General features: G+C 36.9%; 31 protein-coding genes. 16 read left to right on the plus strand and 15 right to left on the minus strand.

Going from position 1 to position 25,885, the window contains the following annotated elements:
• Window positions 1–225: 225 nt before the first annotated feature.
• The 3 genes from CDOMC_RS09165 to CDOMC_RS09175 all read left to right on the plus strand — a co-directional run bounded on the left by CDOMC_RS09165 (window position 226) and on the right by CDOMC_RS09175 (window position 3,265).
• Entirely contained in the window at window positions 226–1,416 is a 1,191-nt protein-coding gene (locus CDOMC_RS09165) for a NifS family cysteine desulfurase (protein WP_172129492.1), read from the plus strand.
• Window positions 1,417–1,488: 72 nt separating this feature from the next.
• Window positions 1,489–2,481: an iron-sulfur cluster assembly scaffold protein gene (locus CDOMC_RS09170; protein ID WP_172129493.1), complete on the plus strand. Its 993-nt coding sequence runs from the start codon at window positions 1,489–1,491 to the stop codon at window positions 2,479–2,481.
• 361 nt (window positions 2,482–2,842) lie between these two features.
• Complete coding sequence (locus tag CDOMC_RS09175) at window positions 2,843–3,265, plus strand: TOBE domain-containing protein (protein WP_172129494.1); 423 nt, start codon at window positions 2,843–2,845, stop codon at window positions 3,263–3,265.
• Between the two features lie 3 nt (window positions 3,266–3,268).
• Here CDOMC_RS09175 and CDOMC_RS09180 read toward each other — a convergent pair whose 3' ends face one another.
• From CDOMC_RS09180 to CDOMC_RS09195, 4 genes are all read right to left on the minus strand, one after another.
• Window positions 3,269–3,889: a TonB-dependent receptor plug domain-containing protein gene (locus CDOMC_RS09180; RefSeq protein WP_172129495.1), complete on the minus strand. Its 621-nt coding sequence runs from the start codon at window positions 3,887–3,889 to the stop codon at window positions 3,269–3,271.
• Between the two features lie 167 nt (window positions 3,890–4,056).
• Entirely contained in the window at window positions 4,057–4,557 is a 501-nt protein-coding gene (locus tag CDOMC_RS09185; RefSeq protein WP_172129496.1) for a chemotaxis protein, read from the minus strand.
• Window positions 4,539–4,748 (minus strand): molybdopterin biosynthesis protein MoeB, encoded by a 210-nt coding sequence (locus CDOMC_RS09190; protein WP_172129497.1) that lies wholly within the window; start codon window positions 4,746–4,748, stop codon window positions 4,539–4,541. Before CDOMC_RS09190 ends, CDOMC_RS09185 begins: the two co-directional genes overlap by 19 nt.
• Window positions 4,748–5,479, minus strand: coding sequence for a hypothetical protein (locus CDOMC_RS09195; protein ID WP_172129498.1), 732 nt, complete (start codon window positions 5,477–5,479; stop codon window positions 4,748–4,750). The genes CDOMC_RS09190 and CDOMC_RS09195 overlap by 1 nt, the downstream gene beginning before the upstream one ends.
• Window positions 5,480–5,612: 133 nt before the next feature.
• On the opposite strand from CDOMC_RS09195, the gene CDOMC_RS09200 reads away from it, so the two are divergent.
• Window positions 5,613–6,164 (plus strand): DUF1523 family protein, encoded by a 552-nt coding sequence (locus CDOMC_RS09200; protein WP_172129499.1) that lies wholly within the window; start codon window positions 5,613–5,615, stop codon window positions 6,162–6,164.
• Here the strand turns inward: CDOMC_RS09200 and CDOMC_RS09205 are convergent.
• The 3 genes from CDOMC_RS09205 to CDOMC_RS09215 all read right to left on the minus strand — a co-directional run bounded on the left by CDOMC_RS09205 (window position 6,159) and on the right by CDOMC_RS09215 (window position 10,247).
• Entirely contained in the window at window positions 6,159–8,558 is a 2,400-nt protein-coding gene (locus CDOMC_RS09205; RefSeq protein ID WP_218975676.1) for a bifunctional diguanylate cyclase/phosphodiesterase, read from the minus strand. The genes CDOMC_RS09200 and CDOMC_RS09205 overlap by 6 nt on opposite strands.
• A gap of 50 nt (window positions 8,559–8,608) precedes the next feature.
• A complete protein-coding gene (locus tag CDOMC_RS09210) occupies window positions 8,609–9,451 on the minus strand; it encodes a cytochrome-c peroxidase (RefSeq protein ID WP_236861313.1) in 843 nt (280 codons plus the stop codon).
• Between the two features lie 76 nt (window positions 9,452–9,527).
• Window positions 9,528–10,247: a class I SAM-dependent methyltransferase gene (locus tag CDOMC_RS09215; RefSeq protein WP_172129502.1), complete on the minus strand. Its 720-nt coding sequence runs from the start codon at window positions 10,245–10,247 to the stop codon at window positions 9,528–9,530.
• Window positions 10,248–10,301: 54 nt separating this feature from the next.
• Between CDOMC_RS09215 and CDOMC_RS09220 the strand changes: the two genes are divergently transcribed.
• Window positions 10,302–10,709: an acyl-CoA thioesterase gene (locus tag CDOMC_RS09220; protein ID WP_172129503.1), complete on the plus strand. Its 408-nt coding sequence runs from the start codon at window positions 10,302–10,304 to the stop codon at window positions 10,707–10,709.
• On the opposite strand, the gene CDOMC_RS09225 is transcribed toward CDOMC_RS09220, so the two are convergent.
• On the minus strand, window positions 10,706–11,056 hold the full coding sequence (locus CDOMC_RS09225; protein WP_172129694.1) for a Fur family transcriptional regulator: 351 nt from the start codon (window positions 11,054–11,056) through the stop codon (window positions 10,706–10,708). The genes CDOMC_RS09220 and CDOMC_RS09225 overlap by 4 nt on opposite strands.
• 116 nt (window positions 11,057–11,172) lie before the next feature.
• Here CDOMC_RS09225 and CDOMC_RS09230 point away from each other — a divergent pair, with 116 nt between their 5' ends.
• The 4 genes from CDOMC_RS09230 to CDOMC_RS09245 are packed head-to-tail and all read left to right on the plus strand — an operon-like array spanning window position 11,173 to window position 15,072.
• Window positions 11,173–12,063, plus strand: a complete 891-nt coding sequence (locus tag CDOMC_RS09230; RefSeq protein ID WP_172129504.1) for a metal ABC transporter solute-binding protein, Zn/Mn family — start codon at window positions 11,173–11,175, stop codon at window positions 12,061–12,063.
• A gap of 2 nt (window positions 12,064–12,065) precedes the next feature.
• Window positions 12,066–13,508: a HoxN/HupN/NixA family nickel/cobalt transporter gene (locus CDOMC_RS09235; protein ID WP_218975677.1), complete on the plus strand. Its 1,443-nt coding sequence runs from the start codon at window positions 12,066–12,068 to the stop codon at window positions 13,506–13,508.
• Window positions 13,505–14,281 (plus strand): metal ABC transporter ATP-binding protein, encoded by a 777-nt coding sequence (locus CDOMC_RS09240; protein ID WP_172129506.1) that lies wholly within the window; start codon window positions 13,505–13,507, stop codon window positions 14,279–14,281. Before CDOMC_RS09235 ends, CDOMC_RS09240 begins: the two co-directional genes overlap by 4 nt.
• The gene (locus CDOMC_RS09245; protein WP_172129695.1) at window positions 14,275–15,072 is read left to right on the plus strand and encodes a metal ABC transporter permease; all 798 of its coding nucleotides are present in this window, start codon (window positions 14,275–14,277) and stop codon (window positions 15,070–15,072) included. Before CDOMC_RS09240 ends, CDOMC_RS09245 begins: the two co-directional genes overlap by 7 nt.
• A 2-nt stretch (window positions 15,073–15,074) precedes the next feature.
• Here CDOMC_RS09245 and CDOMC_RS09250 read toward each other — a convergent pair whose 3' ends face one another.
• Window positions 15,075–15,956: a DMT family transporter gene (locus tag CDOMC_RS09250; RefSeq protein ID WP_172129507.1), complete on the minus strand. Its 882-nt coding sequence runs from the start codon at window positions 15,954–15,956 to the stop codon at window positions 15,075–15,077.
• A 26-nt stretch (window positions 15,957–15,982) separates the two neighbouring features.
• Window positions 15,983–16,729 carry a DUF4197 domain-containing protein gene (locus CDOMC_RS09255; protein ID WP_172129508.1) on the minus strand — a complete coding sequence of 249 codons (747 nt, stop codon included), beginning with the start codon at window positions 16,727–16,729 and terminating at the stop codon, window positions 15,983–15,985.
• A gap of 215 nt (window positions 16,730–16,944) precedes the next feature.
• On the opposite strand from CDOMC_RS09255, the gene CDOMC_RS09260 reads away from it, so the two are divergent.
• Window positions 16,945–17,523, plus strand: coding sequence for a manganese efflux pump MntP (locus tag CDOMC_RS09260; RefSeq protein ID WP_172129509.1), 579 nt, complete (start codon window positions 16,945–16,947; stop codon window positions 17,521–17,523).
• Window positions 17,524–17,566: 43 nt separating this feature from the next.
• Here CDOMC_RS09260 and CDOMC_RS09265 read toward each other — a convergent pair whose 3' ends face one another.
• Window positions 17,567–18,439: a pirin family protein gene (locus tag CDOMC_RS09265; protein WP_172129510.1), complete on the minus strand. Its 873-nt coding sequence runs from the start codon at window positions 18,437–18,439 to the stop codon at window positions 17,567–17,569.
• Window positions 18,440–19,192: 753 nt separating this feature from the next.
• On the minus strand, window positions 19,193–19,951 hold the full coding sequence (locus tag CDOMC_RS09270) for an exodeoxyribonuclease III (protein ID WP_172129511.1): 759 nt from the start codon (window positions 19,949–19,951) through the stop codon (window positions 19,193–19,195).
• A gap of 90 nt (window positions 19,952–20,041) precedes the next feature.
• Here CDOMC_RS09270 and CDOMC_RS09275 point away from each other — a divergent pair, with 90 nt between their 5' ends.
• Window positions 20,042–20,401, plus strand: coding sequence for a diacylglycerol kinase (locus CDOMC_RS09275; protein ID WP_169976463.1), 360 nt, complete (start codon window positions 20,042–20,044; stop codon window positions 20,399–20,401).
• The gene (locus CDOMC_RS09280) at window positions 20,398–20,649 is read left to right on the plus strand and encodes a replication/maintenance protein RepL (protein ID WP_172129512.1); all 252 of its coding nucleotides are present in this window, start codon (window positions 20,398–20,400) and stop codon (window positions 20,647–20,649) included. The genes CDOMC_RS09275 and CDOMC_RS09280 overlap by 4 nt, the downstream gene beginning before the upstream one ends.
• Window positions 20,650–20,861: 212 nt before the next feature.
• Here the strand turns inward: CDOMC_RS09280 and prfA are convergent, their stop codons facing one another.
• Both prfA and rpsT read right to left on the minus strand, forming a co-directional pair.
• On the minus strand, window positions 20,862–21,929 hold the full coding sequence (gene prfA, locus CDOMC_RS09285; protein ID WP_172129513.1) for a peptide chain release factor 1: 1,068 nt from the start codon (window positions 21,927–21,929) through the stop codon (window positions 20,862–20,864).
• Between the two features lie 14 nt (window positions 21,930–21,943).
• On the minus strand, window positions 21,944–22,216 hold the full coding sequence (gene rpsT, locus CDOMC_RS09290) for a 30S ribosomal protein S20 (RefSeq protein ID WP_172129514.1): 273 nt from the start codon (window positions 22,214–22,216) through the stop codon (window positions 21,944–21,946).
• Window positions 22,217–22,397: 181 nt separating this feature from the next.
• Between rpsT and glmM the strand changes: the two genes are divergently transcribed.
• Genes glmM through CDOMC_RS09310 form a run of 4 tightly spaced genes read left to right on the plus strand, consistent with a single transcriptional unit; the run spans window position 22,398 to window position 25,056 of the window.
• Window positions 22,398–23,741, plus strand: coding sequence for a phosphoglucosamine mutase (gene glmM / locus CDOMC_RS09295; RefSeq protein WP_172129515.1), 1,344 nt, complete (start codon window positions 22,398–22,400; stop codon window positions 23,739–23,741).
• On the plus strand, window positions 23,734–24,201 hold the full coding sequence (lspA, locus tag CDOMC_RS09300) for a signal peptidase II (RefSeq protein ID WP_172129516.1): 468 nt from the start codon (window positions 23,734–23,736) through the stop codon (window positions 24,199–24,201). The genes glmM and lspA overlap by 8 nt, the downstream gene beginning before the upstream one ends.
• A 48-nt stretch (window positions 24,202–24,249) precedes the next feature.
• Window positions 24,250–24,612, plus strand: a complete 363-nt coding sequence (locus CDOMC_RS09305) for an NINE protein (protein WP_172129517.1) — start codon at window positions 24,250–24,252, stop codon at window positions 24,610–24,612.
• Window positions 24,613–24,621: 9 nt separating this feature from the next.
• Complete coding sequence (locus CDOMC_RS09310) at window positions 24,622–25,056, plus strand: CopD family protein (RefSeq protein WP_172129518.1); 435 nt, start codon at window positions 24,622–24,624, stop codon at window positions 25,054–25,056.
• A 34-nt stretch (window positions 25,057–25,090) separates the two neighbouring features.
• Here the strand turns inward: CDOMC_RS09310 and proC are convergent, their stop codons facing one another.
• Window positions 25,091–25,873, minus strand: coding sequence for a pyrroline-5-carboxylate reductase (gene proC, locus CDOMC_RS09315; RefSeq protein ID WP_172129519.1), 783 nt, complete (start codon window positions 25,871–25,873; stop codon window positions 25,091–25,093).
• Between the last annotated feature and the right edge of the window lie 12 nt (window positions 25,874–25,885).

The raw sequence follows: 25,885 nt of genomic DNA on the forward strand, positions 1-25,885 counted from the left end.
AAAATTAATTAATTTTTGATTATTTTTTATCACTTTAATAGCATACAAGATCGGAATACGGATAATTCATAAATTGATAAAGAATTTCAATATAAATTCAATATCAAAATCACACCAAAATTGAAAAAATTAAGCCCAAATTTTAAACTAAATTTTATGCAATTTGTTATAATATCCTGAAAAAATAAAAAAGGATAAAATCTATCCTAATTAAAGGGCAAAATTTTGAGAGTTTATTTAGATAATAACGCAACTACGATGGTTGATCCTGAAGCTTTTGAGCTGATGAAACCGTTTTATTGCGAAAAATACGGCAATCCAAACTCCCTTCATAGATTTGGAAGCGAGACGCATCCAGCTCTTCGCCGTGCCATGGATCAGCTCTACACTGCATTAAATGCTCGCGATAAAGACGATATTATAGTGACAAGTTGCGCGACTGAGAGCAACAACTGGGTCATAAAAGGTCTGTTTTTTGATCATATGTTAAATAAAGAAAAAGATCATATCATCATCAGTGCAGTCGAGCACCCTGCAACAGGCGCTGCATGCGAATTTTTAAAGCAATTTGGCATAAGGGTAAGCCATATCCCGGTAGATGAAAACGGGCTTTTAAATCCGGAAGATTTAAGAAATTTGATAGATGATAAGACTGCTCTTGTTAGCGTAATGTGGGCAAATAACGAAACCGGAACAATATTTCCTATAAAAGAGCTTGCCGCTATCGCGCACGAAAACGGAGCGCTATTTCACACCGATGCCACTCAAACGGTAGGTAAGATAAAGATAGACGTTCAAGATGTAAATGTTGATTTTATGAGCTTTTCGGCGCATAAATTTCACGGCCCAAAGGGCATCGGAGGGCTTTACATCAAAAATTCTCAACCGCTTACAAGCCTGCTTCACGGAGGCGAGCACATGGGCGGCAGACGAAGCGGAACGCTTGATGTAGCAGGCATCGTCGGTATGGCGCAAGCGCTGGAAAACAGTAATAAGCTAATAGAATTTGAAAACCTACACGTTAGAAGACTAAGAGATAAGCTTGAAGACGCACTACTTGAGATACCTGAAATTTCAGTTGTTGGAGATAGGGCTCACCGCCTTCCAAACACGATATTAGCAGCAGTTAAAGGTGTAGAAGGCGAAGCTATGCTTTGGGATCTAAACCAAGCAGGAATTGCAGCTTCAACAGGCTCGGCATGTGCAAGCGAAACGCTTGAGAGCAACCCTATCATGGAAGCTATCGGAGCCGATAAGGAGCTAGCACACACCGCTTTGCGCTTATCGCTTTCTAGGTTCACCACAGAAGAAGAGATCGACTACGCGATAGTGCATATCAAAAAAGCGGTTGAGAGACTAAGAGCTATTTCAAGCACATTTGCTTATACGCCGCAAGGTCACGTAAGCGGGCTTTAATAAAATTTAGAAATTTAAAAGAAAGAGAGAGGTAGTTTAGCTAAGTAGCTAACAGACCTAAAAAGGAATAAAATGGCAAAACACGATTTAATAGGCGGCTCGATTTGGGATGAGTACTCACAAAAAGTTCAAGACCTGATGAACAGCCCTCGCAATATGGGACAAATCACGGAAGAAGAGGCAAAAGAGCGTGCCGGTAAGCTGATAGTAGCTGATTTTGGCGCTGAGAGCTGCGGCGATGCGGTGAGATTATACTGGCTGGTAGACGAAAAGACCGACATCATCATGGATGCGAAATTTAAAAGCTTTGGCTGTGGCACGGCGATAGCAAGCTCGGACACTATGGCTGAGCTTTGTATAGGAAAAACAGTTGATGAGGCAGTTAAGATCACAAACATAGACGTAGAAAAAGCGATGAGAGATGACCCTTACACTCCTGCGGTTCCGCCTCAAAAGATGCACTGCTCGGTTATGGCTTACGACGTTATCAAGGCAGCTGCGGCAAGTTACAAAGGCGTGGATCCTGATCATTTTGAAGATGAGATCATCGTATGTGAGTGCGCCCGCATAAGCCTTGGCACGATTCGCGATGTAATCAGAATGAATGACTTAAAAACGGTCGAAGAGATAACTCAATATACCAAAGCGGGTGCATTTTGTAAATCTTGCATTAAGCCGGGCGGACATGAAAAAAGAGAGTATTATCTAGTCGATATCCTAGCGGAAACCAGAGCGCAGATGGAAGCTGAAAAGCTAAAAGCTATCGCGGATGCTAAAATTTCAGGCAATGATTCTGATCTAGCATTTGAAGAGCTTACGGTAGTTGGTCAGCTTAAAGCGGTTGAAGCGGTTATAGATGCCGAAATTCGCCCTATGCTTATGATGGATGGGGGCAATATGGAGATCCTTGACATCAAGAAAAACGACAAAGGCATCATCGATATCTACATCCGCTATCTTGGAGCATGCTCGGGATGCGCAAGCGGAGCAGGCGGAACGCTATATGCGATAGAAGCTGTTTTGCAGCAAAATTTGAGTCCAAATATTAGAGTCTTACCTATATAATAATATTTTTCTAAGAGGTCAAATTTGACTTCTTAGAAATCTAACAAAATCAATCATTAAACACACACTATTTCTTTAAAAAATACCAAATAAAATAACTTTTATTCAAATTTTACAAAATCTATTCTCTGATTTTTAACTTCACTACACAAATTTCAAGACACTAAAATTATAATTTCTATTATTCTAACTTTTTATTTTACATTAAAATATACCATAAATTTAGGGCTTGAGAAATATTCTATATAGTGAATATTAAGTTATATTTTTATATAAGCATCTTTTAAGTTTCATTTAAAATTATACATGTAAGATTCTGCATGAGATTTAAAAAATCCAATAAACTTTAAAAGGAAATAACATGTCATTAAGTGCAAGAAATCAGCTTCAAGCTAAAATCACAGAGCTTAAAACAGGTGCAGTAAACTCATTAGTAGTTGCTAGTCTAAAAGGTGGAGAGATTGTAAAGGCTACTGTTACAGTAGATTCTCAAAACGAACTAGATCTTAAAGTAGGTAAAGAGGTAGTTTATATATTTAAAGCTTCTAGCATTATAGTTGCTAAGGGTGATAATAAATTAAAACTAAGTGCAACAAACCAAATCAAAGGTAAAGTTGCAGAGGTTAAACTAGGCGCAGTAAATGCAGAAATAGATATCGAGATAGCTGGTGGAGATAAGCTAAGCGCTATTATTACAAACGAATCTGCTAAGAATCTAGCTCTTAAAGCAGGTGATGAAGTAGTTGCTGTTATTAAAGCAAGCCAAATCATCATTGGTGCTTAATAATTATATTATTCTATCATTTGAAAGCTGTTGACCATTATCCTCCATGAAGCTTCCGCCTGCCTGGACATAAAACAACTCTTGCCTTGAGCCTATATTAAAGTCAAAGTTATTTCCGTAAGTTTTACTACTTTTTCCGGTCTCAAATCCATATCCCAGGCTACCCTCAAGCTCTTTGGTCGGTTTTTTAGATACTAAATTTATCGCTCCGCCCATAGTATTTGCACCATAAAGTACGCTACTTGAGCCTTTTGATATATTTATCTGACTTAAATCAAAAGTGGTAAAGCGTCCAAAGTCAGCAGTCCCATCATAAGGTATATAAACAGGAATTCCATCTATAAAAAGTGGAACTCTACGAGCGTCAAAGCAGCGAACATAAAAATTCTGCTCTGCTCTTGGTCCCTTTTTGTTTACATAAACACCAGGCGTCATATAAGCTACTTCAGATAGTCTCTTAACTTGATTTTTTTGCATCTGCTCACTATCTACCACAACTACGTTGGCATCACTTTTTTGGCTACCGCCAGCAAGCTTAGATACAAATTCTACCTGACCAAGCTCAAAAACTTCAGCATGAAGTGCCAAGGCGACACTACAAGCAATCAAAGCTGTTTTTTTCATTTAAACTCCTACTATATATTTTTTATATTTTTAAAAATACGATTAATACTAGCTTTAAAAATATAAAATATTAAAAAATAATTTTATTTTATAAATATTTAAAAGTAGATAAAATATGTGATTTGAATTCATTTATAGATATATTTTGTATAAATTTTAAAGATAAATTATATGTTGCAACTTTTTAAATCCAGGCTCTTTCCTGCAAATTTTCTCTCTATAATCAAAACAAGAGCATAAAAAATCTTCTCATCATTTAGCTTGGTAATTTGTCTTAAGGTTTGATCTTTGTTATTTAGCTTTACCCCGCCATCTCTTAAGATGCCAACCAACTCATCGGCATCTAAATTTAGAGTATTTGCAACGCTACTTATAGTGTGGTCTTCAAGAGCCATAATAAGCCTATCCATATTGCAATAAGATGGATTTTTTCGTTTCAAAACCACATCTAAAAATTCATTTGCAAGCTTTACTAGCTTTCTTCTTTTTATAATTATATGCAAAACAGCGATTACAGGGATACTAAAACCACAAATTTTATGCAAACTCATAAAAAATTCCGTGTAGTCCCCATTTGCAAATTTAAATCCTGAATATGTCAAAATAGAAATTCCTAAAAACAAAAATACAATAAGTAAAAATTTATAAACTATTTTAACTTTAAACACTCAAAGCTCTCCTTACTCCATCTTCTAAAAAGACAGTTATAGCAACTCTTTAGATAACTATCTACAAGCTCATCCTCATCGCTATCAGTTGTAAAAAACTCACACTTTACTGCCGTTTTCCTAGCATTTTCATAAGAAAATTTACCAAATAAAAAAACTCCGTCTAAGCTAAAATTTTGAAATTTATCCATTAAAATTCTCTAAGTTCTTCTATATCGTATGGAATAAATTTTCCATTCTTATCAGATTTTACAAGCAAAACTGCTTTGAAATTTTTAACTATCAACTTTAATTTCGATTTTGTAATTATCTTTTCTTTTTTATCAACGAGATTAAAATTTTCATCCAAAACCTCATCACAAAAGCCTAAATCCAAAAGCTCTTTTACACTCATCTCGTCTTTTGGCATCTTAGTTTTGCCTTTGACTCTGCCGTCGTTGCCATCAAGCCTTAAAGCTATACCGCTAAGCGTGCCTATTATACTATGTCCTGCATTTTTAAGCTCTTTTAGGTAGATATTTTGTTTAGCTGCCTCGCTATAAGCTTCATCTTTTGTTATATATTCGCATTTTGCTCTCTTGCCAAATTTTATAAACTCATTTATGTTTAAAATTTCATCTTCAAAAGCTATCGCGAATCCCGGCTCAGAGCTAGGAGCACTCTCGTCTATTAGTAGTTTTTCTACAAATTTAATTACTTTAACGAACTCATTTTCATCTAAATGTGTCGTAAAGCACATGGAGCTATTATGTGAGGTATAATTTATTCGCTCATCTATAAAAAGCTGATGACGACTCACAAAAGAGCATGGCGCAAAATTGCTATCTATAAACTCAGCCATCATCTCAGTTAGCATTCCGGTAGATTTAAGATATCCTATCTCGTCGGTATCATCTATGCTTATATAAATAACTCTTCTCATAAAATTTAAACCTGCATAAAAATAATATTTATATTTTAAAATTTGTTTAGTAGATTTTGGCTGAATTTAATTTGAAAAAATATCAAATTCATACTTATATTGTAAAATACTAAAAAATCAAAAAAGGGAAAATATGTCTTTTCAAGAAATCTTACAAAAATCTACTAAAAAACTTCTAATAACTATCGCTTTAATAGTCCATATAGCATTGGCGGTAGTAGTAAATTACTCGTTTCCTCATTATGAAACGGCTTTAATAACCGGAGGAGAGGTAAAAAGAGTAGATAAAGACGGTCTAATAAACGGAGAAAATCCTGCCGACGGGCCAACTAGAGATGTCTATTTCATATACACCCAAGAGATAAATGGCACAAAAGTAATGACTTATAGAAACGAAGATACAGGATTTGGCTTTCCGTTTTATTTTAAATTTAATTCGGCTGATCTTCAAGCAATGGCGCAAAGTTTTGCGATAAGCCAAAAGAAAGTACAGATAAAATACTATGGATGGAGAATAACTATACTGGATAAATTTAGAAATGCGGTTTCAGTAAAAGAGCTTAAAAATGGCGAAACCGGATCAAATCCTATCATGAGCTATATATTCTACGCTCTAATCTTTATATCTTTTTTATTTTTCGTAATATTAATAAGAAAGATATTTGATAAACGTATTAAATTATAGCTTGATATTATTTGGCGAAACAGGCTTGCCAAGAAGATATCCCTGAGCATATTTAATGCCAAATTTTTTAACTTCGTCTAAAATTTCAGGAGAGCTTACAAACTCGGCAACCACATTGTACTTTTGCCTATTGGCAAAATCTACAATGGTCTGAACCAGATATCTTGCGTTTTTATCGAATGGAAGCTTTTTGATAATAGAGCCATCTATCTTGATAGTGTCTATATCAAGCTCTAAAATCCTATAATAATTAGAATATCCGCTTCCAAAATCATCAATTGAAATTTTGGAGTTGTAGCTATGAATTTTGTTTATAAACAAATTCACCGCTTCATAGTCATCAACACCCTCTGACTCTAAAATTTCAAAATATACATTTTCTGGATAGGAGCAAATTTTAAGCTTTTGCTCTATCATATCTCTAATTTGGACATTTTCTATATCGCTATTTGAAAGGTTCATCGAAAATTTAACTTTAGGGAATTTCTCAACAAGTCTAAATACGTGACCTATTACTTTTTTGGTTATATCATTATATAAAGAAATTTTCTTAGCAATATCCAAAAATTCGCCAGGATAACGAATTTTGCCGTTTTCATCCACAATACGAACTAAAACTTCATAATAGTTTGCCTTTGGCTCATCGTCTAAATCAGAAGATATATCATATATACCCTGGCATTCCACTATGACAGTATCATTATATATGGCGTATTCTATGATCCTTGACATTATCTGGTTTTGATAATATTGCTGCTCTACCGGGCTATTTTCGTTGTAGTATATTACAGGCTCGCCCTTATTGGTAGCCTCATAATGAGCAAGCATAGCTTGAGTAAGGCGGTTGGTTTGAATGGTGTCTCTATCAAGACTAACGCCTATAGTCATCTTAATATTAGGTATAAGCTCTTTCCTGCCATCCACCATAATAGATAGATCATTTGATTTAAAATAATCTCTTAAATGTCTTATATCCTTTTCAACAGACACTCCCTCGTACCAAATACAAAACTCATCTAATTGAACTCTATATATAAAAGCAGGCATATTATAAGTATCTATGCAAAGTTTTATAGTTTTGGCAAAGGATTCTATAATAAGATCGACTGTTTTTGTTTTATAAAAAAATCTAAAATCCACGAAGTGATTTATATTTATATAAATAAGCATTCCGCTTGGATACTCATTTAATTTTTGAGTAAGGGCAAAATAGCTTCCAAAACCGGTAAGGCTATCAAAGAATGCCATATCCCTTAGCTTTTCTTCTTTTTCCTTAAGCTCTTTTTCTATCATGACTTCTTTTGTCTTATCAAGTTTTACCGATAGGTATCCATCCTTATTACCATCAGAATCAAATAGCGGCAAGAACATTACTTTTTCTATTAAAAATTCTTTATCTTTGGTTAAACTTATTAACTCATCACACTCCCAAACCTGATTATTTTTTAAAGAATTTGTAATGCTTCTATAAAATTCATTACTATGCTGATAAGATTTTAAAATATTAGCGTCTTTACCAACAACTTCTTCAAGTTTATAACCCGTAGTTTGTTCAAATATCTTATTTACATACTTTATCTTGGTATTCAAGTCTGTAAAAACTATTGAACCAAAGCTATTATCCGTAGCCTGTTGTAAATCATTAAGATACTTTAATATATTTTTTGTTTTCCTGTATGTCAAATAAATTAAAAGTATTGATATAACCATAAGAGCAAAAAATAAAATAGTCATATTTTTTAAATTTGTAGCAGCTATATTCATATAAACTTTATTGCCATCCAGCAATATATCAAGTTCTTTTTGCATATAAAGCTCTTGTATTCTTTTAAATATACTTTGGGCGCTCTCATAGTATTCAATAAGCCTATTGGCATTTGTTATAAATTTAACATCATTTTCGCTTAGATTTTCTTCTGTAAAATGTTGATTCAGAAGATTTTTTGTTTTGGTCAAATCGGTATTGATGTCATATTTAAATAGCAATATATTGGCCATTATAGTATTAAAATACCTGCTCTGTTTTAACTCCTCAAATGAACTAAAAAGTATGTCATCATAGATCAAATTTGCAAATATAGCGGTTGAATTAAATTTATCTATAAGTTCGACTTTCTTTTTAAACGTGTACTTAATATCTTGAAAAAATTTCATACCAGAAGAAATTTCTCTAAACGCATGTAAATTTTTAAGTTTTAGTATATCTCTTAATCCGTAGTCAAAATTCGCAAGAAGTTCCATAAGCCTATCATAATCAGAGTATAAGAATGTCTTACCGAGCATAAAGTCTATGTCTCTATTAATATCTATCAAATTTATAACTGAGTCTTTTAAGCTATAACTAGAAGTTACGTTTTCGTTCGCCTTATATACTATCATTCCTCCAATAAACATATTTAAAAACATTAATAAAAATAGTGCTTTATATAAAATAATTTTACTTCTCATTTTAAAATTTCCGGATTATCACCATCTAAAGTGAGTAAAAATTTATATATTAACTCTATTTGCTCTTTATTAATTTCATTTTGCATTCTTAAATTGGCAATGTGTTCTATAACATCTTTTAGATCGCGTTCGCTACCATCATAAAGATATGGACCAGTCTTTGATATATTTCTCAAGCCAGGAACTTTATATTTTGCAATACCGGTTGAATTTTGATCTAAATTACAATCAAGCTGCATATCGTAATATACATTGGAGCCTAAATTTACTCCATTATGGCAATTAATACAACCTGCTTTCTTAAATAGCTCAAATCCTTTTTTTTCATCTTCAGACAAAACAGTATTATCACCACTTATAAATTTATCAAATTTGGAGTTTGGAGTTAATAAGGCTTTTTGAAAATTTACTATAGCATCAACTATATTATTGAAAGTAACCCCATCCTTATAAAGAGTTTTAAATTTATGTTTATAATGAGGATTTAAACTTACCTTTTCTACAACAAGCTTTTCACTGCTACCCAGCTGATTTATGTCGACTATGCTTTCAATCACTTGTTCTCTGATATTTTTAACTCTTCCGTCTTTAAAAAATAAATAATTCAAAGCAGAATTTAAAACAGTAGGAGAATTTAATGTCTGCTTAAATGATATTTTTATATTTTTTAAGCTAGTGCCGCTTGGGCTCCAATATAGATTATGACACTTCTCGCAAGAATCTGTTCCGCTTGGACTAAGTCTAGTATCATGAAATAAGCTTTTGCCTAGTAACGCTTTTTGCCTATCATAATCCAATGGTTTAATAGGCGCAACCTGAGAAGCTAGGCAAAATTCCATCAAAACAAAAAACAACAAAACAAGCCGTAACATTCTGAATTAGACCTCAGTGAATAAATTTCGACTAGATTATAGCCTAAAATACCAAAAGCTTCATTGAAGATGTTACTGTTTCCGTTACTTTTCCATCTTTACAGATGCTTAAAAGCTCGTCTTTTACCTCTTTTTCATCAAATTTTAGATTTCCTATCTCTAAATGCCAGATCATATCTTCATACATTTTTTCAACACTTATATCCCTTGTTCTTACCTCATTAAAAATATGCGATTTAACCGGAATTTTTAACATATCCAAATGGTATTCAAAATGAGGCAACCTCTCGCTCCACTGACGCTCTCCGTAAATTTTATAAAATCTCTCAAGCACGTTTGAATGTCTTTGCTTATTCCACCACATAAAAACTCGCTTTTTGCCGGTGCGAATAAATTTATCAAGCCCTTCTATGCTGTTTATCGCCGGACTCATCGTGCTAAAAGCGATATCGTAAACATTATCCTCATTAAAGTCATCCCAACTGCTCTCAACTACTCTTAAATTTGACACACCAAATTTATCAGCATCCTCTCTCATACACTCAAGCATCTTAGTCGAGAGATCGAGTCCTGTTACGTTTCTACACAAATTTGATAGATACAGAGTATAAACACCTGTTCCGCACCCTACATCTATAAGTGTTTTATCATTAAAATCTATACCAAACTCATCAAGTTTATTAAAAAATCCTCGCTGAAATTCGCTAAGTTCACCCTCATATCTTGAGTAATTAGCCGCTTTTTTATCCCAAGAGCTCTTCATAAAACCGCCTTTTTAAAAATTTGAGTTACAATTGTATCAAACAAAAGGACAAATATGAGAATTTTTAGCTACAAATTTAAAGTAGGCAAAGAGGCCATAGACATAAACAACCACGCAAACAACGCATACTATCTTGTTTGGATGCAAGAAGCGGCTTTTGCGCACTCAAATTTCGTAGGAGATACGTTTGAAGAGCAGCTTAAAAACAACTCGACTTGGGTTATAAAACGCAACGAAATCGACTATTTAGAGCAAATTTATTTAGGCGACGAGATCGAGATAAAAACATGGACAAAGCAGGCTAGAAAAGTTAGTTCAAACAGATTTTACGAATTTATAAAAGACGGCAAGATCATAGCTAAAGCCATAACCACTTACGTATATTTTGACCTTGACAAAAAGCGTCCAAAGGCGATCCCGGGTCATCTTGCGGAGCTTTACGGCGAAAATGAGGAAATTTAAAAGCAATCGTCGCAAATTCCCTTTACGACTACGCTTTTAACGTGGCTTTGGCTTAAATTGGGCATATCGATATTTGTCATCTTTCTGCAAACATCACACACAAAATACGCCTTTGCCTCGCCTGCAAGCTCGTAGAAATTTTTGTGGTTGTTTTCGCTTTTTACGATAATGCCTTTAGCTTCAAAAATCTCCATCGAGCGGTAAAATGTCGTTTTATTGGCCTTAATTTTGCTTAGAATTTCATCATACCCAAGCGGAGTATCGGCGCGAGATAAAATTTCTAAAATTTGCAACCGAAGCGGAGTTGCCTTTATATCGTTTATCCTTAAGAGCTCTTGAGGCGACATCTCATCCTTTCGTTTAATCTCAAAAGCTATCATACTAAAATTTATATAAAAAAGCATTAATTCGCAACTAAGTTGCTTTTGCTATACTTCCCTAAAAATTTAAAAAAAGGTTTAAGATGAAGAAAATTTTAGCTTTTTTATGTTTTGGCGCGCTTGTATGCTTTGCAAAACCCGTCGTTAGCGTAAGTATATTACCTCAGGAATTTTTCGTAAAACAAATCGCAGGCGACACGGTTGAAGTAAATACCATGGTATCTTTAGGAGCTGATCCTCACACTTACGAGCCAAAACCAAAGCAGATGAAATCTCTTGAAAACAGCAAACTTTATTTTGCCATAGGCATTGAATTTGAAGAGGTTTGGTTGCCGAAATTTCAGCAGTCGTTTCCAAAGCTAAAATTTATTTTTACTCAAAAAGGAGTAGAAAGAGTCGCCATGCAAGAGCATGAGCATGAGGGGCACACGCACGATAAAAAAGAGCATTGCCACGAGTACAACGGAAAAGTGCATTGTCATAGCCACGACGGGCTTGATCCACACATCTGGCTTGATCCGGTGCTTGTAAAAACTCAGGCTAAAAACATCCTAAACGGACTTGTTAGAGTTTTTCCCGAGCATAAAGAGCTTTATAACGCAAATTACGAGAAATTTCTCGTTAAGCTAGACGAACTTGACAAATTCATCAAAGATAAGCTTGCAAATCTTAAAAACCGCGAATTTATCGTGTATCATCCGTCTTGGGGATACTTTGCAAAGCGCTATGATTTAGAGCAAATTTCAATCGAAGTCGAGGGCAAAGAGCCAAAGCCCGCAGAGCTTGCAAACCTCATCAAGGAGGCAAAAGATCACGGCGTAAAAGTCATCTTCGTAGCGCCTCAGTTTTCTAAAAAATCGGCAAATTTAATCGCAAAAGAAACGGGTGCAAAGGTAGTTGAGATAGATCAGCTCCCGCTTGATTGGGAGGCTGAGCTTAAAAAGACAGCCGAAATTTTCGCTAAGAGTCTTTAATGATGAAATTTGGGCGCATACTGGCCGCACTGACGCTTTTTGCGTCCATTGCCTACTCGTGTGCGCTTTGTGCACTTTACACACCCACAGCTCATGCGCAGATCAAATTTGACGCATGGAGCGACACGCTTAAAACAGCTACTATAACATGGACGTTTTCAGAAAATTTCACCGAGCTAACCATGCAAGGATACGATGAGGATGCCGATAAAAAGCTAAACGAAAAAGAAGCTTGGAACGTCCAAAAGTCCTTGCTTGACTACATCGTGCCGCGCGGGTATCTTACTACGGTTAGCTTTTATGACGGCGAGGGCGCGAGCGAAAATTTATTCGTCAAAACAAAGAGCCAGCGCGTTTATATCGAAGAAAACAGGCTAAATTTCGAGTATGTTTTGGAGCTAAATTTAGAAATTTTGCCTCGCCGTGTGGTTGTGTTTGAGATAATCGATCGCGAAGGATTTTTTAACTTCAAAATCGCAAACGACGAGCCTTACAGGATAACCGAATCCATTTTCATAGTGCCAAATTCAAATTTAAACACCGTGTTTTTTGAGATGAGCGAGCAAAAACCTAAAATTTCAAACAAAGACAAGCCTGAGCTTAGCTCGCTTGTAAAAAACAAAATTTTAGAAGAGATTGACGCGATAGACGAAGCGAAATTTAACTCTCTTGCCAGAACCACGATAGGATTTTTAGACAGACTAAAAGAGCTCATCAAAGAAAACTCAACCGCATTTGAAGCTTCGAAATTTGCTCTTATCATGCTTTTTAGCTTCGTCTACGGCTTTTTACACGCTGCGGGTCCTGGGCATGGCAAACTGCTTACGACTTCATATTTTGCCGCAAGCGGAGGCAGCTACTTAAAAGCTTTTGGTTTCTCGCTTAAGATCGGAGTTTTGCACGTGCTTGGCGCGCTCATGCTGGTTTGGATTACTATGAGTTTGCTTGAAAGTTTTGCGGCAAACGTAGCAAATTCCGCTGCAAATTTGACGACTAAAATTTCAGCCCTAATCATCATGGCGATCTCTGCTTATATGATATTTACGAAGCTAAAATCGCTCAAGCCAAAAGTTCATAACTACAAATTTAGCCCTCACAAAGCAGACTGCGGATGTGCGGCTTGTAAAGCAATGGAAGTTAAGCCAAAGAGCCTAAACGAGTGGTTTGTAGCGCTTGCAGCCTCGCTTGTGCCGTGTCCTGGCACTATCATCGTCTTTATACTTGCGTTTAGCTTAAATAGCTGGTTTATAGGCGTGATGAGCGGTGTTTTTATGGCGCTTGGCATGAGCGTAGTTATATTTATCGCAGCGGTCTTTGGCACAAAGGTAAATGCGCTCTCAAAATATAAAAATTTAAAAATTTACTGCGAATTTTTGGCCCTTTTAGTGATGTTTGGCTTGGGAGCTTTTATGTTTTTTATCGCGGGTAGGATATCGGTTTTATGAACGGAGTTAAGATAGAGAATTTATCGTTTGGATACGATGAGAATTTGATATTTGAAAATATAAATTTAAACTATGATATCAAGGATTTTCTAGCTATCATAGGTCCAAACGGCGGGGGCAAATCAACCCTGCTTCGCCTTATGCTAGGGCTTTTAAGACCTAAAAGCGGCGAGATAAAGATATTTGATAAAAACCCTAGCGAGGTTAGCAAAACCATAGGATACGTGCCTCAAAACATATTCATAAACGCAAATTTTCCGATGAGGGTTTTAGAAGTGGTGCTTATGGGGCGAATCGATAGGAAAATTTTCGGCTTTTACACCAAAGACGATAAATCAGAAGCGATGAAAGCGCTTGAAAAAGTCGGCATGAGCGAGTTTGCAAACTCTCGCATAGGCGAGCTTTCAGGCGGTCAAAGGCAAAGAGTTTATATCGCAAGAGCGCTTTGCGCAAAGGCTAAAATTCTCATGCTTGATGAGCCGACAGCAAGCATCGACACCAAAGGGCAAGCCGCGATTTACAGCCTGCTTAGCGAGATAAACAAAGAAGGAATCGGTGTCATCTTGATAAGCCATGACGTAAATATCGCACTTAGCTTCGCTACGAAAGTTGCTTACGTAAATCACAAAATTCACATGCACGACATCGCGCCCGATCGTTCAAAACAGGAATTCATCGCTCATCTTGCACACGAGCATAATCACTTTTGCGATGTCGAGATCGCGCTTAAGGAGTGCGGTTGCAAGAGCTTAGACAAAGGGCAAAAATGCTAGAAGCGCTAAATTTGGAATTCATGCAAAACGCCCTTATGGCAGGGCTTTTAGTAAGTATCGCGTGCGGAGTTATCGGCTCGCTTGTGGTGATAAATCGCATGGTTTTCATCGCAGGAGGCATAGCACACGGAGCTTACGGCGGACTTGGGCTAGCGTTTTACTTCTCGCTTGAGCCGCTTTTGGGTGCTAGCGGATTTGCGATATTTCTAGCACTCCTGATAGCTACCATCACGCTAAACGATAAGAGCAAAATGGACTCGGTCATCGGCGCACTTTGGGCGTTTGGGATGGCGTTTGGCATTATCTTAATCGATCTAACGCCCGGATACAACGTAGATCTCATGAGCTATCTTTTTGGCTCGATTTTAGCGGTGCCTGATAGCGATTTAGCCTTTATGGCGGCGGTTGATTGTGTCATTTTGCTTATCGTGACGCTGCTTTACAGGCAGTTTGAAGCTCTTAGTTTTGATGCGGAATTTGCCAAGCTTCGCGGAGTAAAAACCACGCTTTTATACTATGTTTTGGTTTGTATGATGGCGCTAAGCGTAGTTATGACGATACGCGCAGTGGGGCTTATCCTAGTCATCGCGCTTCTTACCATACCACCATATATCGCGCAAAATTTCTCTAAACGCCTTGGCGCAATGATGCTAAACGCTACTGCTATCTCGGCTGCGTTTTGCATATCGGGGCTTTGGCTTAGCTTTGAAGCGAATTTAACCAGCGGAGCTAGTATCATACTTATAGCTTCGATCTGCTTTTTTATATTTGCAGCCATAAACAGGCGCTAAATTTAAGCTTTTTGGCTCTTGTAATAGCTTCCAACCTCGCTTATAACGATGCCAATAAGTATAAGCAGCGCTCCTAAAATTTGCCACGAGCTTAAAATTTCTCCGCCTACAAAGTATCCAAAAAGTCCTGCGCTTACAGGCTCAAAAGTAAATATAAGCGCAGTTTTCATAGGCGTTGTATATCGCTGCATCGCCGACTGAACAAAAAATGCAAAGACGGTCGCAAACACCGAAGTTATGATAACGGCTTTAAAAAATGCATAGTTAGCCACAGGCAAAACGCTATGCGTATCAAAAACAAGAGCCGCAAAAAGACATAGAGCGGTTACTACTAAAAACTGCATGCAAACCATCTGATAAAGCTCGCATTTGCGCACAAAAACGCCCGTAAATATGATATGAACAGAATAAGCAACGGCACAAAGCACGGAGAGAATTTCACCTCTGCCAAACCCAAGCTCGCTATCGCTTAGCAAATACAGCCCAAAAGCCGATAAAAAGGCTCCTATAAACGAATAAACATAGACTTTTTGCCTAAAAAATAAAAATACTATAAAAGGCACAAAAACTACATTTAATCCCGTGATAAAGGCAACCGTCGAACTAAAAGTGTATTTAAGGGCAAAGGTTTGAAGCGCAAAGCCCGCAAACAAAAACACGCCTAGCAAAGAGCCGAATTTAAGAGAATTTGGGTCAAATTTCTTAACAAATTTAATCGAAATCAAACCCATTAACAGAGTTGAGATTAAAAATCTCCAAAACAAAATGACAAAAACGCCGTTGCTCTTAAGCGCTTCAGCCATCGGTAAAAACGTCACTCCCCACACGACAGCAACGACTACAAGAGCAAGATCAGTGCCAAATTCCTTTATCTTTTTCGTCATCTTATGAGCTTAAATTTGAACTAAAATTATTTAAAAATATTTTCAATAGCTTTTTTGCCGTAACCCACAGGATCGCTTCTAAGCGACTTTTCATTTTCGCTCATCACTTTAAATAGCCCATCAAGCGTCTTTCTCGTGATGTATCCGTTTAGATCCTCGCCATCGTTTGTTACATATTCGCCCATGCCAAGGCTTGAAGCTACCGACTTAACCGACTTCATACTTTGGGAGTTACCAAGCGAGTTTTTGACAAAAGAATTTAGCCCGTTATAGGCTGTCGCGAAGCTGTTTTGACTCATCATCTTTTCGATGATCGGCTTAAATATCTTTTCAAGCTCCTTGCTTGAATTTTGTTGCAAAAATTTACTAAAACTATCATTTCCGCCGTTCATGATCTTTTTGACATCGCTTTCACTCATGTTTTTTATAGTTTTTGAAAAGACATCGGCAGCCCCGGGAACTGCGCTACTTGCGGCTTTGTTTATGGAAGTAACTAGCTCGTTTGCCCACTTGTCGCCGCCAACTTTCTTTGCCAAATTTGCAGCCGTTTGTAAGCTTGGCGGAAGCGGAATTTTAGCCGAGGCATTTTTGATAAATCCGTCATTTGAAAGCTCTTTTACGGCATACTCAAGAGCCGAGCTTACCATGCTTTTATAATCGCTCTTTGTAGAGGCTTGATTTACGGCTTTAAGCCCGTCTCCAACCATCTTACCCCAATCAGTACCAAAAGCGCTTAAAGTAAAAAATAGCGCTAAAATCACGATTTTTTTCATAATAATATCCTTTAAATTTAACCCTGCAAGCATAAATTCGGCTTGGCAAGCAGATAAAATGATATTAAATTTTGGCTTTTCATCACTTGAAATTTATCTTTATACGCTAAATTTGCGCTCATAAAATATCAAATTTTAATTCCGTCAAATAAAGCCGAATTTTAATCTTAAAAAAATTAGTTTTAATGTAAAATTAGCCTTTTTCAGGAGAATTTATGGAGCTTTTATTATTAGCTTTCGCCCTTGCTATGGATAGCGTAGCGCTCAGTATCGCAAGCGGTGCAAAATGCCGCGCATTAACCGTTTCAGGGGTCATTAAAGTCTCTTTTATATTTGGCTTTTTTCAAGCTCTTATGCCATTTTTGGGATATTTTTTAGGGCTAACCTTCGTAAGCTTCATAGCTTCCATAGATCATTTTGTAGCATTTGGCATACTTTCATTTTTGGGTATCAAAATGATACTTGAAGCAAGAGAGCATAAAGACGAAGCCTGTTTAAATGACTTAGGACTAAAAGTCCTAACCATAGGCGCAATAGCCACAAGCATCGATGCGCTGGCTGTCGGAGTGACGTTTAGCTTTGAGAATATAGATATCATTTATACTAGTATTTTGATAGGATCTATCTGCTTTATACTATGCGTTTTGTCGTGTTATGCGGGGAAATTTTTAGGTATAGTTTTAGAAAAAAAGGCTCTTATTTTAGGCGGAGTTATACTCATAGGCATAAGCGTAAAAATTCTCATCACCCATCTTTTAGACCATGGGTTCTTGGCTCATTTAAAGCCGTTTTGATTTTACGCTTACTATTTTATAACTCCGCACTAACAGGTCAAATTTAGCCTATGCTACCGAATTTTCCGCTATTATAATCATCAATAGCTTGGCGAATTTCATCTTTTGTATTCATCACAAACGGTCCATATCCGACAATCGGCTCATCTATAGGCTCGCCCGAAAGAAGAAGGATTTTTACATCTTGTCCGACTGCCTTTACTCTCACTTCACCGTCGCCTTTTTCAAAATTTACCAGCTGAGCCTCGCCCGCTCTTTCATTGCCGTTAAAAACAGCTTCTCCGCGCAAAACAACCATAGAAAGCGAATGTGAAGCAGGTACGTTTATAACTGCTTCTTTGCCGGAATTTATCATAACGTCCCAAACATTCATCGGCGTAAATGTGCTTGCCGCTCCGCTTACTCCATCAAATTCTCCCGCTATGATCCTTGCTTGTCCCGCACCGTCTGCAAATTTGATCACAGGAATTGCTTGGCGCGATAAGTGCTGGTATTTTGCGGGAGTGTTTTTATGCTTTTTAGGTAAATTTACCCAGAGCTGAACCATCTCAAAAAGTCCGCCCGAACGGCTAAAATCTAAAGAGTGAAACTCCTCGTGCACTATGCCCGCACCAGCCGTCATCCATTGCACGTCGCCCGATTTTATAACTCCGCCGCCACCGCTTGAATCCTTATGTGCGACCTCTCCGCTATAAGCTATCGTTACGGTCTCAAATCCTTTATGCGGATGATGTCCGACTCCTCTTGGAAAGTCCGTTAAATTCGGTTTAAAAACCTGAGGCGCAGCGTAATCAAGCATCAAAAACGGATCAGTGCCGCGATCTTCGCCCATGTGACTAAAAAGTGGCTGAACTAAAAATCCGTCTCCGACCCAATGTGCACTATTTGATTTGTAAATTTTATTAACTTTTCTCATTTTTTATCCTTTATTTTATTTAAAATTGCGGTATTTTAATGCAGTCTTGTTAATATATTATTTAAAATCGGTAAATAAAAATTAAGATTATTAATCCAAACTTAAACAACTCTATTTATTAACGTATATCTATAAAATTTCACTCAAATTTGAATATAATTGTAAAAATTTAAGCGCGAAAAGGCTCGAAATGTTTAATTTTATATTCTCTTGGAAGTGCTATTTCTTACTTTTGATAATAGGAGTCGGCGGGTATTTCGCCGTGCCATACCTTGACGCGGCAGGCGCTCACAATGAAACGATATAGGTGTTTAAGATACTAACTATGGCTATGGTAATGGGCATTGCCATATACCTGCTACTTGCGATTTGGGTGATACTTTTTAAAACCATCAGATCCTCAAGCAACTAGTTGATCTCAAAGCGTCTTTTTTAAAAGCCATATATTTGGATACAAATTTAAAATTTGATATGAATTTTCAAGCTCTTTGCGTTTAGAGCTAAATTTAACTCGTCCGATTAAATTTAGCCGACTAGTTAGCCAAACTAGGAGTTTTAATCCTTACCAAATAACATAAAAGCAATGCAGATTTTACGCAAGCGTTTTATCTTAGACAAAATTCAAGCTCATCTTTATTGCAAAAAACATGAGGTCTAACGCCAAAATTTGTACCAACCAAACTCATAGCTAAAAAGGAAGTAAATTTCATTAAACAAAGTTTGGCAATGCGAATTTATAAAAACGAAAAACGATTAAATTTCTATCTCAATTCCCACGGGACAATGATCGCTTCCCGTTATATCACTAAGTATAAATGCGTCTTTAAGGCGATCTTTAAGGCTTGCCGAAATGAAAAAATAATCAATCCTCCAGCCGACATTTTTAGCTCTAGCGTTAAATCTATAGCTCCACCACGAATAAGCATCCTCTTTATCGCCGTGAATTTGCCTAAAAGTATCGATAAATCCGTGCTTTATAACCTCATCTATCCACGCTCGCTCAATCGGCAAGAAGCCTGAAGTCTTAGAATTCGCCTTTGGATTTTTAAGATCTATCTCGCGGTGAGCGGTATTAACGTCTCCACAAAATATCACGTCCTTACCTTCACGCACAAGCTCGTTGCAGTAGGCTAGAAATTTCGCATAAAAATCCATCTTATAAGCAAGTCTTTCATCATCCTTTTGCCCGTTTGGAAAGTAGATATTAAAAAGTACGATATTACCAAATCTATGCTCCAAAACCCGCCCCTCATCATCGTTAAAAAACTGCGATTTTAGAGTAGCTACCGGAAACTTACTAAGGCTCATCACACCCGAATACCCTGCTCTGACGGCCGAATTTACGCTCACATCACTAAATCCGAGCTTGTAAATCTCGCTAGGTACATCAACTTCTTTTACTTTTATCTCTTGAAGCCCTAAGAAATCGGGCTTAACCTCATCAAGCCAACCAAATCCGTCTTTGCTTGCGACCGCGCGAAGTCCGTTTACGTTCCATGAAATCAGTTTCAAATTCAGTCCTTTTTAATTGCAATTATACGCACTCAACCTAAATTTAAGAGTCTATTTTGATATAATTATTCAAAAATTTAAGGTCTAAAATTGAGAAATCAGCCAAAATACAAATTCTTTAAAAATTGGAGTTACGCGATCGCAGGACTAAAGGAAATTTTTAAAAACGAAAGCAGTTTTAGGCTTGAAATTTATATATTTTTGCCCGCTTTTATCTCTCTTTTGTTTTGGAATTTCGGCGCGGTCTTAAATTTATTTTTGATTTTTAGTATGGTTTTGGTTCTGGTTTGCGAGTGCATAAACTCTGCTATTGAGCGTATAGTAGATCTTGCAAGCCCTGAAATTCATCCTCTAGCAGGTGCGGCAAAAGACGCGGGAAGCGCTGCGGTAATGATATGCAACACGCTTTGTGCGGGAGTGTGGATATATGCGATTTGGGATAAATTTTGAACTCGCTTGAAAGAGAAATTTTTGGCACTTTAATCGGCGAAAAGAAATTTGAGATAATTGAGTTTTTTATCCAAAATTTAGATGAAAACGGACTTATAAATTTCACAATTGCAGAAATTTGCAATGCTACAAATTCAAGCAAACCGACTGTCATAGAAACAATAAAACTGCTTGAAAATAGAAAAATTTTTAAGCGAGTAAAAAACGGAGTTTATGCGTTTAAGAATTTAAAATTTAATGATTATTGATTTTTTGATTTGCCTGAGATTAAAATTTACTTATATTAAATAAATGTAACTAGCCTGAACTTAATAGGCACAATTTTCTCTTTGCTTTTTAATCTAATAAAAATTTAACTAATTGCCTCAAAAAGGGATGAGAAACAAACTTAATTTATGATTTTTTATCATAATGATGCAAAGATATATAAGTTTAAAAGGATAATAGTATGAATTTGATATTATAAACCGGCGGCAGCGATAGCTTCGGCTTGATGATGCGCGATAAGTGGCTCAATAATCTCGTCAAACAGCCCGCCCGCCATGATCGCATCCAAGCGATAAAGAGTTAAGTTTATACGGTGATCACTTATACGATTTTGAGGGAAGTTGTAAGTGCGAATTCGCCCGCTTCTATCGCCTGTACCAACTTGGCTCTTGCGCTCACTAGTCTCTTTTGCAAGACGTTCTGCCTCTTGCATCTCATAAAGGCGAGCTTTAAGCACTTTCATCGCAGCTTCTTTGTTTTTGTGCTGGCTTTTTCCGTCTTGGTTTGTTACGACAAGCCCTGTTGGGATGTGAGTTATACGCACGGCGCTATCGGTTGTATTTACGCTTTGACCGCCGTGGCCGGAGCTTCGCATAACGTCGATTCTTAGATCGTTTGGATTTATCTCTATCTCGCTATCTTCAACTTCAGGCATGATCGCAACAGTTACGGCTGAAGTGTGCACTCTGCCTTGACTTTCAGTCTCAGGCACGCGCTGAACCCTGTGAGTTCCGCCTTCATATTTTAGTCTTGAATACGCGCCGTTTCCTTTTACGAGCAAGATGATCTCTTTAAAGCCGCCTGTGTTGCCTTCACTTTGGCTTACTACTTCAAATTTGTATCCGCGAAGCTCGGTATAGCGCACATAGGCGTTAAAAAGATCGCCTACAAATAGTGCCGCTTCGTCCCCGCCTGTTCCTGCGCGAATTTCAAGAAAGATGTTTTTATCGTCGTTTGGATCTTTTGGAAGAAGCAAAATTTTTATCTCTTCTTCAAGCTCAGTTTTACGAATTTCAAGGCTCTTTAGCTCATCTTTAGCAAGTTCGCCAAGTTCGGCATCGTCAAGCAAAAGTTTGTTTTCCTCAATGTCAGCTAAAATTTGCAAATACTCCTTAGAAGCATTTCTGATATCTTCTATGCTTGATTGCTCCTTAGAGAGTTTGGTCATATTTGCGATGTCTTGGGTGATAGATGGATCGCTCAGTAGACGAGAGAGCTCGTCGTAGCGATCCAAAAACGGTTGCAGTTTGTCAGCTAACATTTAAAATTTAGTGATTAAGCGGCTGTGTTTAGAGTGTTTACAAGCTTCGCCAAGCGTCCAACGCGGCGTGAAGCTGTTTGTTTTTTCAAAAATCCTTTGCTTACAAAGCTGTGTAGGCTTTTATTTGCATCTTTTAATGCATTTAGTGCAGCTTCTTTATCGCCAGCTTCAACAGCTACACGCACAGCTTTTGTTATGTTTTTAAGTCTTGTGCGATAAAATCTGTTTCTCTCTGTTCTTTTTATAGTCTGTCTAGCTCTTTTTTCAGCAGATTTATGGTTTGCCATAATATACCTTTTTCATAATTTTAGTCCGTGATTATATAAAATTTAGTTTTAAATAGCGCTTAATTTAAGTGAAATTTAAAGCAGTTAAAATTTGCGTATTTAAATTTGTGAAATTTTGATAGAATACAACAAATTTTATCATAGATAAGGCAAAACAGCCTTTAAGTTATGAAGGATAAATATGAAACTATTCGGTACAGATGGTGTGCGAGGAAAAGCGGGTGAAAAACTATCGGCTCAAACATCAATGCGTCTTGCAATGGCTGCAGGAATATACTTTAGACAGTTTGCATCTCATACAAATACAATTTTATTAGGTAAAGATACAAGAAGAAGTGGCTACATGATAGAGACAGCGATTGTGGCTGGACTTACCGCAGTTGGCTATAACGTGCGCCAGATCGGTCCTATGCCAACACCTGCGATTGCATTTCTTACCGAAGATATGCGCTGTGATGCCGGCATAATGATAAGCGCCTCACATAACCCATATTATGATAATGGAATAAAATTTTTTGACAATCATGGCAATAAGCTCAATGAAGAGGCTGAAGCAAAGATAGAAAATATCTTTTATAACGATGAACTTATAGCACAAAATCAAAAAAATATGCTTGAAATCGGCACTGCAAAGCGTATAGATGACGTAATAGGTAGATACATAGTAAAGATTAAAAACTCATTTCCTAAAAATTTGACCCTTCACGGACTTAGAATAGTATTAGATGTGGCAAATGGAGCCGCATATAAAGTAGTTCCGACCATATTTAGCGAGCTTGGCGCAGAGGTAGTTGTGATAAATGATGAACCAAACGGAAGCAATATAAACCTAAATTGTGGCGCTCTTTTTCCTCAAGAGTTGGCTAGCGAAGTAGTTAGACTTAGAGCAGATATGGGTTTTGCTTTTGATGGAGATGCCGATAGACTAGTAGTTGTTGATGATAAAGGCGAAGTAGCAAATGGTGATAGCTTACTTGGAGTGATGGCCGTATATCTTAATGAAAACAAAGCCTTAAAAGGCGGTGGAGTGGTCACTACTGTTATGAGTAACGCGGCTTTAGAGGATTATTTAAAAACTCATAAAATCAAGCTTCTTCGCTCAAACGTAGGCGATAAATATGTGCTTGAGATGATGAAAGAAAACGGGATAAATTTTGGCGGCGAGCAGAGCGGTCATATTATATTTACCGATTATTCCAAGACAGGAGATGGACTTGTAGCCGCTTTACAATTTGCAGCAATAGTGCTTACAAAAGGCAAAAAGGCAAGTGAAATTTTAGCCCAAATAAAACCATATCCGCAAATTTTACTAAATTTAAAGATCACAAATAAAAAACCACTAGAGGATATCAAGGGGCTAAAAGAGCTCGAAGATAGTTTGAAAAAAGAGAATATTCGCCCTTTATTTAGATACTCCGGAACTGAAAATTTGATCAGACTTTTACTAGAAGGTAAAAATAACGATATCTTACAAAAACGCATTGAAGAGGTCGAAAAATTCTTTAAAAAAGCTCTAAATGACTAGGGTTTTAACAAAATTTTTCATCGCCTTTTCTGCTGTTTTTATCTTAGATCAACTGGTTAAACAGATACTTTTAAGCGGTTTTACCTGGCAGGGAGAGTATTTTTCGCTAGTGCTTGCATTCAATAAAGGCGTAGCATTTTCGATGCTTGAATTTTTAGGCGAATGGCTTAAATTTATCCAGCTACTACTAATATCAGCAGTCTTAATCTACCTGATATGGCAAAACGAAATTTTAAAAGATCATACCTTGCCGATAGGAATTTTATTAGGGGCTGGCAGCTCAAATTTGCTTGATAGATTCGTTCACGGCGGCGTTGTGGATTATGTATATTGGCATAAGTGGTTCAGTTTTGCTATTTTTAATCTTGCAGATGTTATGATTGATATTGCGGTTTGTATTATTTTATGGCAGAGTTTTTTAGCAAAGTCCAAAAAAGAAAAAAGTGCACAAATTTCGTGAAATTTGAAGCCAGATCTCTAAAAACAGATATTCAAAAAGGAGATAAATTTGGGAAATAATATATACATCGCCTACGCGCTCTGGTTTTTTACAGGATGGTTTGGCGGGCACAGATTTTATCTTGGGAAATTTGTAAGCGGATTTTTTATGATGGCTCTATTTTTCATAGGATCGTATTTGCAAATAATATTAATAGGTTATTTAATCCTTACAATTTGGGGCATCTGGTGGCTATTTGACGTATATTTGACTGGAGCTTATGTGGATAAGAATTTACAAAAAGAAAAGCTCAAAGATGAGCTTAAAAAGCAAGGCTTAGAGGGCGAGCTTAAAAGACTTTATGAACTTTACGAAGCAGGCAAGATAAGCAAAGCAGAATTTGAAGCTAGAAAAGAAATTTTATTTAGATAAGGAGAATTGATGGAGGAATATTATAATCTGATCAAGTATTTTCACTACTTGGCGTTTATATCGTGGATGGCGGTGCTGTTTTATCAGCCAAGACTTTATGTATATCATGCGGAGCATATGGATAAACCAGACTTCATAAAGGTAGTAGAGGTACAAGAATACAAGATGTATCACTACGTAGGCTGGGTATCTATAATAGGAACGTACTTGACAGGTATTTTAATACTAGTTGCAATGCCTGACCTTTTAAAAAGCGGATATATGCACGTAAAACTTTTGGTTATAGTCTTACTTGGAATTTATCACCTTGACCTTGGCAGATACATGAAGCTACTTCGGGAAAAACGCTGTAACAAATCAGGAATGTTTTTTAGGGCATACAACGAAGTTCCAACTATCGCGATGGTAATCATAATTTGGATGATGGTATATAAACCGTTTTAAAATTTGACTCGATTTTCGAGTCAAATTTAACCTATTACGACCTAGACTTCCTGACCGCAGTTCTAACAGCATCTATCAAAGCAGAGCGAAATCCACGCTCTTCAAGCAACCTCAATGCCTCTATAGTAGTTCCTGACGGCGAGCAAACCTCATCTTTTAGTTGTGCAGGATGTTTACCGCTTTTTAGCACCATATCCGCACTTCCCGCGACACTAGAAGCTATTATTTCATAAGCCTTAGCCCTAGGCATCCCTTCTAATACTCCACCATCGGCAAGCGCCTCTATAAACATAAAAACATAAGCCGGCAGACTTCCTGCAATGGCAGTAAATGTAGGTATAAGCCTCTCCTCTATCTCGTGAGTAACTCCAAAGCTTTGTAAAACTTTAAGCACACTCATGCGCTCATTTTCATTTAAATTTTCATTAAAACAAACCGCAGTTACACCTTTACCTATAGCTGCGGGCGTATTTGGCATGGTTCGCACTATCTTTTTATCGGCTCCTAAAATCTCAGCAACCATCTCTATAGTAAAATTTGGAGCAACAGTAACTATAATCTGATTTTTAACATCTTTTTTTATTAAATTTAGCACACTCTCATAGCCGTTTGGTTTAATGGCAAGCACGATAATGTCTGAATTCTGAACTATTTTACGCTCATTTTCAAGTGGAGTGATGCCAAATTTAAACTTTAAATTCTCATTTTTACTTCTATCATAGGCAAAAATTTCACTTAAACTGCAAATTTTAGAGTTTGTAATGGCGGCTATCATCGCTGATGCCATATTTCCTCCGCCGATAAATCCTAATTTCATATCAATCCTTTC

This window comes from Campylobacter sp. RM16192, assembly GCF_004803855.2.
GTDB lineage: Bacteria > Campylobacterota > Campylobacteria > Campylobacterales > Campylobacteraceae > Campylobacter_A.

Excerpts from the sequence above, each read along its gene's own strand:
- CDOMC_RS09170 (WP_172129493.1), top strand. The coding sequence starts at position 1,489 with ATGGCAAAACACGATTTAATAGGCGGCTCGATTTGGGATGAGTACTCA.
- CDOMC_RS09175 (WP_172129494.1), top strand. The coding sequence starts at position 2,843 with ATGTCATTAAGTGCAAGAAATCAGCTTCAAGCTAAAATCACAGAGCTT.
- CDOMC_RS09180 (WP_172129495.1), bottom strand. The coding sequence starts at position 3,889 with ATGAAAAAAACAGCTTTGATTGCTTGTAGTGTCGCCTTGGCACTTCAT.
- CDOMC_RS09190 (WP_172129497.1), bottom strand. The coding sequence starts at position 4,748 with ATGGATAAATTTCAAAATTTTAGCTTAGACGGAGTTTTTTTATTTGGT.
- CDOMC_RS09195 (WP_172129498.1), bottom strand. The coding sequence starts at position 5,479 with ATGAGAAGAGTTATTTATATAAGCATAGATGATACCGACGAGATAGGA.
- CDOMC_RS09200 (WP_172129499.1), top strand. The coding sequence starts at position 5,613 with ATGTCTTTTCAAGAAATCTTACAAAAATCTACTAAAAAACTTCTAATA.
- CDOMC_RS09205 (WP_218975676.1), bottom strand. The coding sequence starts at position 8,558 with ATGTTTATTGGAGGAATGATAGTATATAAGGCGAACGAAAACGTAACT.
- CDOMC_RS09210 (WP_236861313.1), bottom strand. The coding sequence starts at position 9,451 with ATGGAATTTTGCCTAGCTTCTCAGGTTGCGCCTATTAAACCATTGGAT.
- CDOMC_RS09215 (WP_172129502.1), bottom strand. The coding sequence starts at position 10,247 with ATGAAGAGCTCTTGGGATAAAAAAGCGGCTAATTACTCAAGATATGAG.
- CDOMC_RS09220 (WP_172129503.1), top strand. The coding sequence starts at position 10,302 with ATGAGAATTTTTAGCTACAAATTTAAAGTAGGCAAAGAGGCCATAGAC.
- CDOMC_RS09225 (WP_172129694.1), bottom strand. The coding sequence starts at position 11,056 with ATGTCGCCTCAAGAGCTCTTAAGGATAAACGATATAAAGGCAACTCCG.
- CDOMC_RS09230 (WP_172129504.1), top strand. The coding sequence starts at position 11,173 with ATGAAGAAAATTTTAGCTTTTTTATGTTTTGGCGCGCTTGTATGCTTT.
- CDOMC_RS09235 (WP_218975677.1), top strand. The coding sequence starts at position 12,066 with ATGAAATTTGGGCGCATACTGGCCGCACTGACGCTTTTTGCGTCCATT.
- CDOMC_RS09240 (WP_172129506.1), top strand. The coding sequence starts at position 13,505 with ATGAACGGAGTTAAGATAGAGAATTTATCGTTTGGATACGATGAGAAT.
- CDOMC_RS09245 (WP_172129695.1), top strand. The coding sequence starts at position 14,275 with ATGCTAGAAGCGCTAAATTTGGAATTCATGCAAAACGCCCTTATGGCA.
- CDOMC_RS09250 (WP_172129507.1), bottom strand. The coding sequence starts at position 15,956 with ATGACGAAAAAGATAAAGGAATTTGGCACTGATCTTGCTCTTGTAGTC.
- CDOMC_RS09255 (WP_172129508.1), bottom strand. The coding sequence starts at position 16,729 with ATGAAAAAAATCGTGATTTTAGCGCTATTTTTTACTTTAAGCGCTTTT.
- CDOMC_RS09260 (WP_172129509.1), top strand. The coding sequence starts at position 16,945 with ATGGAGCTTTTATTATTAGCTTTCGCCCTTGCTATGGATAGCGTAGCG.
- CDOMC_RS09265 (WP_172129510.1), bottom strand. The coding sequence starts at position 18,439 with ATGAGAAAAGTTAATAAAATTTACAAATCAAATAGTGCACATTGGGTC.
- prfA (WP_172129513.1), bottom strand. The coding sequence starts at position 21,929 with ATGTTAGCTGACAAACTGCAACCGTTTTTGGATCGCTACGACGAGCTC.
- rpsT (WP_172129514.1), bottom strand. The coding sequence starts at position 22,216 with ATGGCAAACCATAAATCTGCTGAAAAAAGAGCTAGACAGACTATAAAA.
- glmM (WP_172129515.1), top strand. The coding sequence starts at position 22,398 with ATGAAACTATTCGGTACAGATGGTGTGCGAGGAAAAGCGGGTGAAAAA.
- lspA (WP_172129516.1), top strand. The coding sequence starts at position 23,734 with ATGACTAGGGTTTTAACAAAATTTTTCATCGCCTTTTCTGCTGTTTTT.
- CDOMC_RS09310 (WP_172129518.1), top strand. The coding sequence starts at position 24,622 with ATGGAGGAATATTATAATCTGATCAAGTATTTTCACTACTTGGCGTTT.
- proC (WP_172129519.1), bottom strand. The coding sequence starts at position 25,873 with ATGAAATTAGGATTTATCGGCGGAGGAAATATGGCATCAGCGATGATA.